Consider the following 13212-nt stretch of genomic DNA (forward strand, 5'->3'; position numbering starts at 1 on the left):
AGCACAAACCATAGAATGAACGATCATTCTAATTATGTCAAGCTGGCATTTAATGATGCAAGGAAACTTTAAGGGCGATTTAAGAAAGCCCCCACGAACCAAACCGTGGTTGTGAATAGGAAATTTGTCTATGACAATGGAATTATTCCGACTTTCGGGTGTTAGAATAAAAATACTTTCTTTCAGTTATCTTTCAGGCCCCGCGCGGGCCGGAAACACGCCGTCATGACCATGCCGCGCACCGACCGCAAGGCCCGCCCCAGGCTCACCACGCTGGTGACGGCGGGCGTCAGCGCGACGGTGCTGCTGACGGTGCTGTCGCTACTGATCCTGGTCGACCACTTCGCCTACAACTACGCCGAACGCGAGGCCGAACAGCGGCTGCGGCAGCTGTCGTGGCAAACCCGCGACGCCCTCGAGCGCATGCTGCAAAAAGCCAGCGGCGACGTCCAATTGCTGGCCGAGCTGGCGCAGGTGCGCGACGCCGACTCGCCGGCGCGGACGCGGGCGGTGCTCGAGAGCGCGCAAAAAGCCTTCCCCGACTACGCGTGGATCGGCCTGGCCGGGCCGGACGGGCGCGTGGTGGCCGCCACCCAGGGCTTGCTCGAAGGGATGGACGTCGGCGCGCGCGCCTGGTTCCAGGGCGGGCGCGCCCAACCGTTCGCTGGCGACCTCCATCCGGCCCCGCCCGGCGGGCAGGCGCCCGCCGGCGCCGGGCCGTGGCGCTTCGTCGACGTCGCCGGCCCGGTCAGCGGCGCCGACGGCACCGACCGCGGCGTGCTGTGCGTGCGCCTGGGCTGGGGCTGGGCGCGGCGCCTGGCCGGCGCCATCGTCGCCCCGGCCGACCGCGCCGACGGCGCCGAGATCCTGGTGGTGCGCGCCGACGGCACCGTCATGCTCGGCCCCGGGAACCTGGCCGAGCGCAAGGTCGACAGCGACAGCCTGAGGCTGTCGCGCGCGGGCGGCTCGGGCGCCGTCACGGAAACCTGGGCCGACGGCCGCCGCTATCTGAGCGGCTACGCGCTGGCGGGCCGGCCGGGCGCGCCGGCCACGCTGGCGTGGTCGGTCATCGCGCGCCAGCCGGAGGACGTGGCGCTGGCCTCGGCGCGGGCGCTGGAGCGGCAGATTTTGCTGCTCGGCGCCATCCTCGGCGTGGTCATGGCCGCGGCGGCGGCCGTCATCGCGCGGCGCTACACGCGCCCGCTCGACGCCCTGAGCGGCAAGCTCGAACTGCGCTCGGCGACGCCGGCCGGCGCCGCCGACCTGCCGCCGATCGTCCAGGTAGACAGTTTCCACGAGCTGCAGGTGCTGTCGGGCGCGCTCGCGCGCATGGTCGGCAACGAACAAGCCCACCTGGCCGCGTTGCGCGCGCTGAACGAACAGCTCGAATCGACGGTGGCCGAGCGCACCTGCGAAATCGCCAGCAAGGCGCAGCAGCTCGAGCGCGCGCTGGACCAGGAGCACAGCGCGCAGCGCCTGCTGCAGGAACGCGCGGCCGAACTGCGCGCCATCCTCGACCACGCGCACGACGCCTTCATCGCGCTCGATCCAGGCGGGGTGGTGGTGGACTGGAACCGCCAGGCCGAAAAGCTGCTGGGCTGGACCCGCGCCGAGGTGATCGGCCGGCCGCTGGCGGCGATGGTGCTGCCGCCGCTGCTGCGCCGCGCCTACGAGCGCGACCTGCGCCAGCTGGCCGACGGCCGCGCCGCCGGCTACCTGCCCGGCGGCGGCGACGCGGCCGTGCTGAACCGCCGCGTCGAACTGACCTTGCACAACCGCGACTGCCAGGAGCTGCCGGTCGAGATCTCGCTGGCCTACGTGCCGCGCGGCGACGGCCACCTGTTCATCGCCTTCCTGCACGACATCAGCGAGCGCAAAAAACTGTTCGCGTCGCTCGAGGAGATGGCGCTGCGCGACCCCCTCACCGGCCTGCCCAACCGCCGCGCGCTGCTGCAGACCTTGACCGAGGCGCTGCGCCGCGCCGACCGCCAGCGCCAGTGCTGCGCCGTGTACTTCCTCGACCTCGACCGCTTCAAGCAGGTCAACGACCGCTACGGCCACGACGAGGGCGACGAGCTGCTGCGCCAGTTCGCCGAACGGGTGCGCGGCGCGGTGCGCAAGACCGACACCGTCGGCCGCCTGGCCGGCGACGAGTTCGTCGTCATCGTCGAGATGCTGCACTGCGAGGCCGACGCCCGCGAGGCGGCCGACAAGCTGCTGGTGCTGCTGCGCCGGCCGTACGTGCTCAAGACCGTCACGCTCGAGCTGGGCGCGAGCATCGGCATCGCCGTCCACCACCCGGACGATCCGCAGGATATCGAGATGCTACTGGGGCGGGCCGACCGCGCCATGTACCTCAACAAGCAGCAGGGCGCGCGCCAGGCGGCGCGGCGCTAGCGCGCACGCTTTGTTCGCTGGCGTACGCACGTTTCATATCGAAAATCCATCTTTCCGTGTTTCCGGTAATATTTAAGTCAACTTAAGGCAATCCGCCTGGATCTCGGAACCGCACATGGAAGCACAAAACAGCGTCACCAATCTTTTTCTCGGCACCGGCGTGCCCGGCCTGGACGAGGTGCTGGCCGGCGGCCTGACGCGCGACCGCCTGTACCTGGTCGAGGGCGAACCGGGCACCGGCAAGACCACGTTGGCGCTGCAATTTCTCAACGAGGGCGCGCGCCAGGGCGAGGCGGTGCTCTACATCACCTTGGCCGAGACCGCTGTCGAGCTGCGCAGCGTGGCGCAGTCGCACGGCTGGGACATGCGCGGCATCGAGGTCGAGGAGATCATCCCCAACGAGAACGCGCTCGACCCGGACCAGCAGTACACCATCTTCCACCCGTCCGAGATCGAGCTGGGCACCACCACCCAGCGCATCGTCGCGGCGATCGAAAAATACAAGCCGCGGCGCGTGGTGCTCGACTCGCTGTCGGAGCTGCAGCTGCTGGCCGAGAGCCCGCTGCGCTACCGGCGCCAGGTGCTCGCGCTCAAGCAGTACCTGACCAGCCGCGCCTGCACCACCATCTTCCTCGACGACCGCACCGCGCTGTCGACCGACCTGCAGGTGCGCAGCGTGGCGCACGCCGTGCTCACGCTGGAGCTGGCCGACCAGGCCTACGGCGCCGAGCGGCGCCGCGTGCGGGTGGTCAAATACCGCGGCATCGCCTTCCACGGCGGCGCCCACGACTACAAGATCGTCAAGGGCGGGCTGCACGTCTATCCGCGCCTGGTGGCGGCCGGCACCCGCGTCGACCGCCAGCGGTGCCAGCTCTCGAGCGGCCTGCCCGAGCTCGACCAGCTGATCGGCGGCGGCCTGGAGGAAGGCATGAGCACCTTGATCTCCGGCCCGCCCGGCACCGGCAAATCGTCGCTGGCGGCGCAGTTCATCCACGCCGCCGCCCAGCGCGGCGAGGCCAGCGCGATGTTCCTGTTCGAGGAGGCGCGCAACAACCTGCTCAACCGCTCCGCCGCCCTGGGCATGGACCTGGCCGGCGCCATCGACCAGGGCCTGCTGACGGTGCAGCAGATCGACCCGGCCGAGCTGGCGCCCGGCCAGTTCGCGCACGCCATCGTGCAAGCGGTCGAACGCGGCGTGCGGATCGTCGTCATCGACAGCCTCAACGGCTACCTGAACGCGGTGCCCGACGAGCGCTTCCTGACCATCTACCTGCACGAGCTGCTGACCTACCTGGGCCAGCGCGGCGTGGTCAGCATCATCGTCGGGGTGCAGCAGGGCATGATCGGCACCGGCATGACGACCTCGGTCGACGCCAGCTACATCGCCGACAACGTCATCATGCTGCGCTACTTCGAGGCGGCCGGCGAGGTGCGGCAGGCGATCTCCGTGTTCAAGAAACGCGGCAGCGCGCACGAGCGCACCATCCGCCGCTTCCAGGTGACCAGGGACGGCATCCGGGTCGGCGCGGTGCTGCGCGGCTTCCACGGCATCCTGACCGGCGTGCCCACCTACGACGGCGACGGCAGCGACGCCGCCACCGCCGGCCAGCCCGGCTAACGCGCATGGAGACGCGCATCCTGATCTACGCGCCCACCGGCCAGGACGGGCCGCTGGCGGCCAAGGTGCTGGCGCTGGCGCAGATCGACAGCCACGTGTGCGCCACCCTGGCCGACCTGGCCGACCAGCTCGAGCTGGGCGCCGGCGCCGTGCTGACGGTGGAGGAGGCGCTGGGCCCGGGCGGCTTCAAGCTGCTGCAGGACTGCGTGGCGCGCCAGCCCGACTGGTCGGACCTGCCGATCATCCTGCTGACCCACCGCGGCGCCGACTCGGCCACGGTGCGCCAGGCGGTGGCCGCGCTGGGCAACCTGAACCTGATGGAACGGCCGGTGCGCACCCTGACGCTGATCACGGCGCTGCACTCGACGCTGCGGGCGCGCAACAAGCAATACCAGGTGCGCGAGGCGGCGCGCCGCAAGGACGAGTTCCTCGCCAGCCTGGGCCACGAGCTGCGCAATCCGCTGGCGCCGATCCGCACCTCGGTGTCGCTGCTGACGCACCTGTACCCGGACGCGGCGCCAGTGGCGCGCATCCGCGACATGGTCGAGCGCCAGGTGCGCCTGCTCACGCGGCTGGTGGACGACCTGCTCGACGTCGCCCGCATCACCAGCGGCAAGATCAAGCTGCAGCGGCAACTGGTGACCTTGGCGTCGGTGATGAACCACGTCAGCGAGCTGTGTTCGCAGGCGGCCGCCGCCAAGCGCATCCACGTGGCCTGGCAACTGCCCGCCAGCGAGATCATGCTCAACGCCGACTACGCGCGGGTGGTGCAAATCTTCGCCAACATCCTGTCGAACGCGATCAAGTTCACGCCCCAGGGCGGCAACGTGGTGGTGCGCGCGGCGGTCGACGGCGACGTCCTGACGGTGGCGCTGCGCGACAGCGGCATCGGGCTGGAGGCCGAGGCGATCCCGCGCATCTTCCGCATGTTCGAGCAAAGCAACACGGTGGTAGGCCAGTTCTCCAGCGGGCTGGGGATCGGCCTGAGCCTGTCGCGCCAGTTCGCCGAGATGCACGGCGGCACGGTCGACGCCCACAGCGAGGGTCCCGGCCGGGGCAGCGAATTCGTCATCCGCCTGCCGGTGGTCAACGCCGGCGGCGCGCGCGAGCCGGTGCCGCTGGCCTCCCCGGCCGCCGCCGACGGACGCAAAATGAAAGTGCTGGTGGTGGACGACAACACCGACGCGGCCGACTCGCTGGCGGCGCTGCTGGAGATCGACGGCTTCGACGTGCGCGCCGTGTACGACGGCGCGGCGGCGGTGGCGATGGCGATCGAAAACCAGCCGGACATGATCATCATGGACCTGGGCATGCCCGGCATGGACGGCTACGAAACGGCGCGGGCAATCCGCCAGCGTCCCGGCGCCGAGCGCATTTTGATGCTGGCGCTGACGGGCTGGGGCCAGAGCGACGCGCGCCGCCGCACGGTGGAGGCGGGGTTCGACCACCACCTGGTCAAGCCGGTGGAGCTGGAACAAATCATCCGCCTGGCCGGCGCCCGCCAGAACCGCGAGCAGGTGCAGGCGGCGCGCTGACTCCGGGGTCCACATTTCCACACGGCCTGATGCGTCACTCCGGGGTCAGGTCCAAAATTTCTACACGAGCTGTTGTGTAGATAAGCCAATCGCCACTTCCGCATCCACTACAGCTTAGATCGTGTAGAAATGGTGGACCTGACCCCGGAGTGTTTTTTGTTGACTCTCACGTGGCGTCATCCCGCACAATCGGGGTGTTATCGAGGGAGGAACATATGCGCCAGACAGTTAAACAGGTGGCCAAGGCGGCGGGCATCAGCGTACGCGCGCTGCATCACTACGACGAGATCGGATTGCTGACGCCGGAGGTGGGCGCCAACGGCTATCGCTACTACGGCCAGCAGGAGCTGCTGCGCCTCCAGCGCATCCTGTTCTACCGCGAGCTGGGCGTGGCGCTGGCCGACATCCGCCGCATGCTCGACGATCCGGCCTTCAACACCCGCGCCGCGCTGGTCGAGCTGCGGCACAGGGTGGAGGCCGAGATCGACCGCCGCCGCGACCTGGCCAGGACCATCGACCGCACCCTGGCGCTGATCGACGCCGGCCAGCCACTGGACGCGCGGCGGATGTTCGACGGCGTCTCGCCGGAAAAACAGGCGGCGTGGGAGGCCGAGCTGATGGACCGTTACGGCGACCACGCCACCGATGCGATCCGCGGCGCGCGCGCGGCGCAGGCGGCGCTCTCCCCCGCCGCCATGCTCGACTTCAAGGCGGAGATCGACGCGATCCACGCGCGCTTCGTGGCGCTGATCGAGCGCGGACTCGCGCCCGACACCGCCGAGGCGCAGGCGGCGACCGCGCGGCACCATGACTGGGTATGCCGCTCATGGCGTCCCGACGCGCAGGCCTACGCGGCGCTCGGCGCGCTCTACACCGACCACGCCGAATTCAGCGCCATGTACGACGCGCTGCATCCGCGATTGGCGCGCTTCCTGGCCGCGGCGATGGCCGTGTATGCGCAACGCGTCCTCGCGGCGCCGGCGGCGTGAAGCGCCGCGCCTTGCTGGCAATTCCACTGATAGGAGCAATGACCATGTCGAACTTTAGCGCGGGCGCGGTGCCCGGCGAGCAGGACGCCGACGTCACCGTCGCCGGCGTGAAGATAGCGTGCCGATTCAGCCTGCCCGATGGCGATGCCGCAGGCGCGGTGCTGATCGTGCCCGGCTCGCTGTTCAGCGACGTCGACGGAAACTATCCTTCGATGAACATGCGCCCGCACGCGTACGCGGATCTGGCGAGGCAGTTGCGCGCGCGCGGCTTCGCGGTGCTGCGGATGGCAAAGATCGGTCCCGGCACAGGCTCGCAGACGATCAACGCGATGCTGGCGGCGTCGCATGTCGATTTCCAAACGCGGGTGGCGGTGGCCGCCGCCGGCCTGGCGCTGCTGCGCGGGCGGATCGGCGCGCGGCCGGTCATCGTCGCCGGCCATAGCGAGGGCGCGGTGGTGACGTCGCTGCTCGCCGGCGGCGCGACGGCGAAGACTATCGACGGCGTGGTGAGTTTATCCGGCCCGGCGACGCCGGTCTTCGACGTCATGCGGGAGCAGATCGCGGCGATGGCGCCCGACCTGACGGTGTTCGACCGCACGGTGGCGGCGATACGCGCCGGCGGCCCGCCACCAGCGGAGGCGGCGCGCGATCCGGCGACGGCGATGCTGGCGACGATGCCAGCGATGGGTCATGCCTACTTGCGCAGCGTGGACCGGGTCGATCCGGTGGCGGCGCTGGCGAAGGTGCGGCAGCCGGTGTTGATCGTGCAGGGAGGACGGGACACGTCGGTGCCGGCGGAGCATGCCGACCTGCTGCGCGCGGGACGCGGCGGGCTGCCGACCGAGATGGCGGTGTTCCCGACGCTGAACCACTTCTACAAGAACACGCCGCCGAACCTGCCGCCGATGCAATCGATGATGCTCGAAACCGAAAGCGACGCGGCGGTGGCGGACGCCATCGCCAGCTGGACCGATCGATTAACCACGGATCCACGTAGGGCGGATTAGCGCGCAGCGCGTAATCCGCCATGCATGCGCCGCCGACGGAGCTTGGCGGATTACGCGCCTTGCGCTAATCCGCCCTACTTCCAATCCCCGCGCAGATCGAGGACCTGCTTCTGCAGCCCCTCCGGCGTCACGTCATGCGGCGGCACCGGCAGCCCCACCGCCAGCGCCAGCCGCGAACGCAAGCCGTTGCGGAAGGCGCGCTGGAACACGTTCTCGCCATTACGACTCAACAAATGCCCCCACAAGCCGCGCAGCGCCATCGGAATCACCGGCACCTTGGACCGTTCGATGATCTTGGCGATGCCGCCCTTGAACTGGTTGATCTCGCCGTCATGCGTCAACCGCCCCTCGGGGAAGATACACACCAGATCCCCCTCGTGCAGCGCCTGCGCGATATCGACATACGCCTTCTCCATCAGCCACGGGTCCTCCTTGGCCGGCGCGATCGGAATCGCACGCGCGGTGCGGAAGATCCAGCCGAGCAGCGGCAACTTGAAGATGCGGTGATCCATCACAAAACGGATCGGCCTCGGGCTGGCCGCGCCGATGACGATGGCGTCGACATAGCTGACATGGTTGCACACCAAAACCGCCGCGCCTTCGGCCGGAATGCGATCGGCGTCGATGGTGCGCACGCGGTGCACCGTGTGGATCAGCATCCAGGCCAGGAAACGCATCAGGAACTCCGGCACCAGCGAGAAGATATACAGCGCCACGACCGCGTTGAGCAGCGCCGTCACCAGGAACAGCTGCGGTATCGTCAGGCCCTGCCCCAGCAGCACGATGGCCACGCCGGCCGCCGCCACCATGAACAGCGCGTTGAGGATGTTCATGCCGGCGATGGTGCGCGAGATGTGCGCCGGGTCGCAGCGCGTCTGGATCAGCGCGAACAACGGCACGATGAAGAAGCCGCCGAACATGCCGATCATCAGCACGTCGAACAGGATGCGCCAGGTGCCGGCGTGCGCCATCAACTCGAAGGCGCCCAGGTGCGGGCCGGCCACCAGCGCGCCGGCGCCGGCGGTGAAGGCGACGCTGGCGAAGTACAGGTCGACGCCGAACAGCGTCAGGCCGATGGAGCCGAAAGGCACCAGGCCGATTTCCACCTTGCCGCCGGACAGGCGCTCGCACAGCAGCGAGCCGCTGCCCACGCCCAGCGAAAACACCGTCAACAACAGCACGAACACGCCGTGATCGCCGTGCAGGTAGTCCTTGGCATAGACCGGGAACTGCGCCAGCACCAGCGCGCCGTAAAACCAGAACCACGAGTTACCTAGCATGGACTGGAACACGACGCGGTTCTTGCGAGAGAAATTCAGGTTGCGGAACGATTCGGCGATGAAGTTCCAGTTGATCTTCAGGTCCGGCGCGGGCGCCGGCGATACCGGAATGCGGTAGCTCGCCACCAGGCCAAGCAGGGCCACGCCGATGGTGGCGCAGGCCTCGAACAGGATGCCGTTGGGGCGCTGCACGATCAGCACCGCGCCCAGTATCTCGCCGAGCAAAATGCCGACGAAGGTGCCCATCTCGGTGACGCCGTTGCCGCCGATGAGCTCCTCGGGCTTGAGCTGCTGCGGCAGATACGCGTATTTGACGGGGCCGAACAAGGTCGAGTGCACGCCCATGCCGACCACCGCCACGATCAGCAGCCACAGATTGTGCGTGACCCAGCCCAGGCCCGCGATCGACATGATCGCCACCTCCAGCCACTTGACGAAGCGCGTCAGGCCGGCCTTTTCGAACTTGTCTGCCACCTGCCCGGCGGTGGCAGAGAACACCACGTAGGGCAGGATGAACAGGCCGGGAATCAGGTTGGTGATCAGCGACGGCGACAGCGTGGTCCAGCTGAGCGCATCGAAAGTGAGGATGACCACCAGCGCGGTCTTGAACAGATTGTCGTTGAACGCGCCGAGGAACTGGGTCCAGAAAAACGGCGCGAAGCGGCGTTGCGTCAACAGGGAAAACTGATTGGGCTGGCTCATATCGTTCGAATCCGTGCTGTGTGGAAATTCCGGAAGATTGAGCGGATTATAACCGCACGCCGACGCTGCCCGGCACGCCATATTAGAAGTGACCGGTGAGCCAGATCAAAGGGTTCATCCGGCGATACTTAGCAATCCGGCCGCCTTCGACAGGTGCAGCGCCGCGTAGCCGAGCAGGGTCGCCCCGCCCATCCACAGCCAGGCGCGCAGGCCGCTGCGGGCGACGAAGGCGAGCGACATCGCGCCCACCCAGACCGGGAAGAACATCAGCAGCCATGGCAGCGTGGTGCGCGGCTGGTCGTGGCTGAGCAGCGCGCAGATGCCGATCACGATCACCGCCAGCGGCAATCCGAGAAGGACGGCGGCCGTCGACTTACCCCACATGGCGCGCCTCCGGCCTGGCCGGCGCTTGCGGTCCCGGGCGGCGCAGCCAGGCGTCCGCGTAAGGCAGCGCGACGAGCGCCGTCATGAACCCGGACAGCGCCACGCACACGCCGCACCAGACGCCGTAGTCCTGCACCGCCGCCGCGACGGCGCCGGTGGCCAGTGGCGCCGCCAGCCAGCGCAGAAAATGACGGCGCGCCAGCGCGGCCGGCCACAAGGCCTGATGCGGCGAGGCCAGATATAAACACAGGGCGGCCGATGCCGCGACGACGATGCTGATCCAGTTCACAGCGTCCCTCCAAGCCATAAACCTCAATACTAAATGAGAATGATTTTCATTCCAATATAAATTTATTGAGCTGGCATAGGCTTGACACCCACCAGATTAATCAGCGTCTCCTCGCGCACCGCCTTGGGTTTGATGCGCAGGGCCGTCTCCAGTATCCCCAGGTCCTCGCGGCTCCACCAAAGGAACGGGTACGACACCGCGCTATCGGGCACCGAGAAGCCGGCCGCGCGCACCATCGCCAGATACTCCGGCGCCGTCTTCTGCACATCCATCGGATGGCGGAACAGCAGGCGGATGATCCACGAATGGATATAGCGCCTGGTCGACTCGGCGAACAGCAGCACCCCGCCCGGCTTGAGCACGCGGAAGAACTCCTGGATCGCCCGCTCCTGGTCGATCAGGTGATGGAAGGTCTGATGACAAAACAGCAGATCGACCGAATTGTCCTCCAGCTTGATGTTGGAACTGGAGCAGCAAATGAAGTCGGCCGCGATATTGAGCGCCGCCACCTCCTTCGCCGACTCCCGCAGCATCTCCGGATCGATGTCCATGCCGATCAGGCGCTTGGGCGCGAAGCGCTGGTGCAGCTTGCCCAGCGAACGCCCGAAGCCGCAGCCGACATCGGCCACCACGTCGTAGCCGCGCCGGTCGGCCGGCATCATGCGCTGCAGGTCCACCAGCGCGCGCTCGAGCACATGGACGGTCCACGTCTCGGTGCGCAGGAACCACTTGCCGAAGGCCGTCTCCGGCACATGGGGATCGCCGGAAGGCTGCGTTAAATCGAAATTGGCGCTCATAAGATCATCATCTACATTTGGTTTATAAAATTCCGGGTGCGCGAAATTCGCGCTAATTCACGTACAATAACCATCCCTTGTCGTCTGTTGAGCCCGTGTTAGTCCTTCGTCATCATCTGCTGCTTGCAACGTTGTCATTGCTGCTCTCGAACGCCGCCGCCGGGCAGGATGCGCCCGCGCCCGCGCGGAATGCGGCACCGGCGCCGGTGCGGTTTTTGCTGACCTTCGACGACGGTCCCGCCGCCGCCGACAGCGACAATCCCACCGTGCATATCCTCGAGACGCTGGCCCGCAATCCGCTGCAGGACAACATCAAGGCCGTGTTCTTCACCCAGACTCGCGCCTGGCACGGCGGCGGCACCGAGACCGGCCGCGCGCTGATCAAGCGCGAACACGACGAAGGCCACATCGTCGCGCTGCACAGCGCCACCTTGTTCCACTCGAACCACCGCTTCATGAGCAAGAAGACGCTGGACGAATCGATGCAAAAAGGCGTCGACGATCTGGTCGGCGTCACCGGCGTCGCCCCCAAGCTGGTGCGCCCGCCGTTCTGGGCCTACGACGCCGAGACGCTGGAATCGTATCGCCAGCACGGCATGCGCATGCTGCTCACCGACCTCAATGCCAACGACGGCAAAATCTACGGCATCAACTTCAGCTGGCACAAACGATCAAACATGCTGACCCACCTGGCCGAGACGCGCAAGCGCTGGGCGGCCGGCGCCATGCCGGTGGTCGACGGCAGCACGCCGGTCGTCGTCACCTTCCACGACGTCAACACCTACACCTCGCGCCACATCCAGGAGTACATGGACATCCTGATCGACGTCGCGCGCGAGCTCGATGTGCCGCTGGCGGCCAAGCCGTTCTACGACGACCGCGATGAACTGGAACGCGCCGCGCTGGCCAGCACCGTCACCAGCGCCGACGCCAAGCCGCAACTGCCAGGCCTGTGGAACTGGCTGTGGCAGTGATCCAGCTGTGGCGACGACCCGGCTCTGGAAATAATCTGAATCACGTAGGGCGGATTAGCGAAGCGTAATCCGCCACGCATGCGCCGTCGGCGGCTCAAACATGGCGGATTACGGCGTTCCGCCTAATCCGCCCTACGTGTTTCAGATTCAAATACCGTTTCAGGCCAGGCTGACGACTTCTATCCTCGGCCCCTGGTCCAGCGGCTGCCCGCTGCACACCACCACCGACAACTCCCCGTGCGGCACGGCGACGCAATGCCCGCCAACACCCTCGCCCAGCTTGAAGCGCGCCTCCTTCTCGCTCCACATCCTATAAAACCCGTCGACACGGCGCGCCTCCGGCAAGCCCTGCCAGCGCGAAATCTCCGGCGCATCGAACACCTGCGCGGCCAGCGCCGCCAGATCACGCCCGGCATCGAGCATCTCGATATCCAACCCCAGCGCCGTCTGCGCGCTCACCACGCAAGCAACCCACCGGCCGCTATGCGCGATGCTAAACCCCGGCATGCCACCCTTGACAACGGGCGACACCAGCAACGGCGCCTTGCCGACCTGCTCCTCCAGCTGAATCTCCCGCGGCGCCACGTTCAGCAAGCGCCCCAACGCCATGCGCAGCAAAACCCGGCCCACGACAAACTGGCGCAGCCGCTGCGCGCGGACAAAGCGCTGATAGCGCGCCAATTCGCCGGCGGACAGCCAATCGCGGAAGCGCAGCAAATCGGCATCCGTCACCGCGTCCGCGTCGACCATCCACAACGTAGCGTCAGTCATGTAAGCCGGAGATCACTTGGCCAGTTTGACGAAATCGCCCTTCAGCGCGACGCCGGCCATGATGGCGCCGTCGGCGCACTCGAACTCCGTCTGGCTGGCGAATTCCTGATCCTTGAAATTACTGACGATATTGACCACCGCGTCCGCGCCGACTTCCGTGGCGCGCTTCTGCAGGGCCAGCATGGCGGACAGGAACACCCAGTTGCAGGCTTTTTCGGAGGACTTGCCAAAGCCGTTGGTGCGCTGGCTGGTCTTGTCCGAGGTGATCTTGCTTGCCACTTTAGGCGTCGGCTGGTCGGCGAAATAGAACTTCACCGTATCGCCCAGACGCTGCTGGGCGTCGTTGGCTGCCATGGCGCCGGCGATAGGGAACTTGATCATCTTGTCTTCGGCCGAAGCCGGGAACGAGGCGGTGAGCGAAACAGCCAGCAAGGCGGCGACAGCAATCGTTTTTTTCATGGTTGTTTTC

General features: G+C 67.2%; 12 protein-coding genes. 6 read left to right on the forward strand and 6 right to left on the reverse strand.

Translation table 11 applies throughout. The features are described 5' to 3' along the window. Nucleotides 1-225 precede the first annotated feature (225 nt). From JOD97_RS10505 to JOD97_RS10525, 5 genes are all read left to right on the forward strand, one after another. A complete protein-coding gene (locus JOD97_RS10505) occupies nt 226-2397 on the forward strand; it encodes a diguanylate cyclase domain-containing protein (protein WP_209716253.1) in 2172 nt (723 codons plus the stop codon). A 115-nt stretch (nt 2398-2512) separates the two neighbouring features. Next, complete coding sequence (locus JOD97_RS10510; protein WP_209716256.1) at nt 2513-4015, forward strand: ATPase domain-containing protein; 1503 nt, start codon at nt 2513-2515, stop codon at nt 4013-4015. Between the two features lie 5 nt (nt 4016-4020). Then, nucleotides 4021-5550: a response regulator gene (locus JOD97_RS10515; protein WP_209716259.1), complete on the forward strand. Its 1530-nt coding sequence runs from the start codon at nt 4021-4023 to the stop codon at nt 5548-5550. Nucleotides 5551-5765: 215 nt separating this feature from the next. Next, nucleotides 5766-6539 carry a MerR family transcriptional regulator gene (locus JOD97_RS10520; RefSeq protein ID WP_209716261.1) on the forward strand — a complete coding sequence of 258 codons (774 nt, stop codon included), beginning with the start codon at nt 5766-5768 and terminating at the stop codon, nt 6537-6539. A gap of 44 nt (nt 6540-6583) precedes the next feature. Then, nucleotides 6584-7546, forward strand: a complete 963-nt coding sequence (locus tag JOD97_RS10525; protein ID WP_229264262.1) for a S9 family peptidase — start codon at nt 6584-6586, stop codon at nt 7544-7546. Between the two features lie 74 nt (nt 7547-7620). On the opposite strand, the gene JOD97_RS10530 is transcribed toward JOD97_RS10525, so the two are convergent. The 4 genes from JOD97_RS10530 to JOD97_RS10545 form a co-directional block, all read right to left on the reverse strand. Continuing rightward, on the reverse strand, nt 7621-9528 hold the full coding sequence (locus tag JOD97_RS10530) for an MFS transporter (RefSeq protein ID WP_209716266.1): 1908 nt from the start codon (nt 9526-9528) through the stop codon (nt 7621-7623). A gap of 114 nt (nt 9529-9642) precedes the next feature. Then, nucleotides 9643-9912: a hypothetical protein gene (locus JOD97_RS10535; protein WP_209716269.1), complete on the reverse strand. Its 270-nt coding sequence runs from the start codon at nt 9910-9912 to the stop codon at nt 9643-9645. Further along, the gene (locus JOD97_RS10540; RefSeq protein ID WP_209716272.1) at nt 9902-10201 is read right to left on the reverse strand and encodes a hypothetical protein; all 300 of its coding nucleotides are present in this window, start codon (nt 10199-10201) and stop codon (nt 9902-9904) included. Before JOD97_RS10540 ends, JOD97_RS10535 begins: the two co-directional genes overlap by 11 nt. 62 nt (nt 10202-10263) lie before the next feature. Continuing rightward, complete coding sequence (locus tag JOD97_RS10545) at nt 10264-10998, reverse strand: class I SAM-dependent methyltransferase (RefSeq protein ID WP_209716277.1); 735 nt, start codon at nt 10996-10998, stop codon at nt 10264-10266. Nucleotides 10999-11093: 95 nt separating this feature from the next. On the opposite strand from JOD97_RS10545, the gene JOD97_RS10550 reads away from it, so the two are divergent. After that, the gene (locus JOD97_RS10550; protein WP_209716279.1) at nt 11094-11972 is read left to right on the forward strand and encodes a polysaccharide deacetylase family protein; all 879 of its coding nucleotides are present in this window, start codon (nt 11094-11096) and stop codon (nt 11970-11972) included. Between the two features lie 159 nt (nt 11973-12131). Here JOD97_RS10550 and JOD97_RS10555 read toward each other — a convergent pair whose 3' ends face one another. Further along, nucleotides 12132-12743, reverse strand: a complete 612-nt coding sequence (locus tag JOD97_RS10555) for a 4'-phosphopantetheinyl transferase superfamily protein (protein ID WP_209716282.1) — start codon at nt 12741-12743, stop codon at nt 12132-12134. A gap of 12 nt (nt 12744-12755) precedes the next feature. Next, nucleotides 12756-13202: an excinuclease ATPase subunit gene (locus JOD97_RS10560; protein WP_209716285.1), complete on the reverse strand. Its 447-nt coding sequence runs from the start codon at nt 13200-13202 to the stop codon at nt 12756-12758. Nucleotides 13203-13212: the final 10 nt, after the last annotated feature.

Origin of the sequence: Duganella sp. 1411 (assembly GCF_017833525.1) — a bacterium.
Lineage (GTDB): Bacteria > Pseudomonadota > Gammaproteobacteria > Burkholderiales > Burkholderiaceae_D > Rugamonas.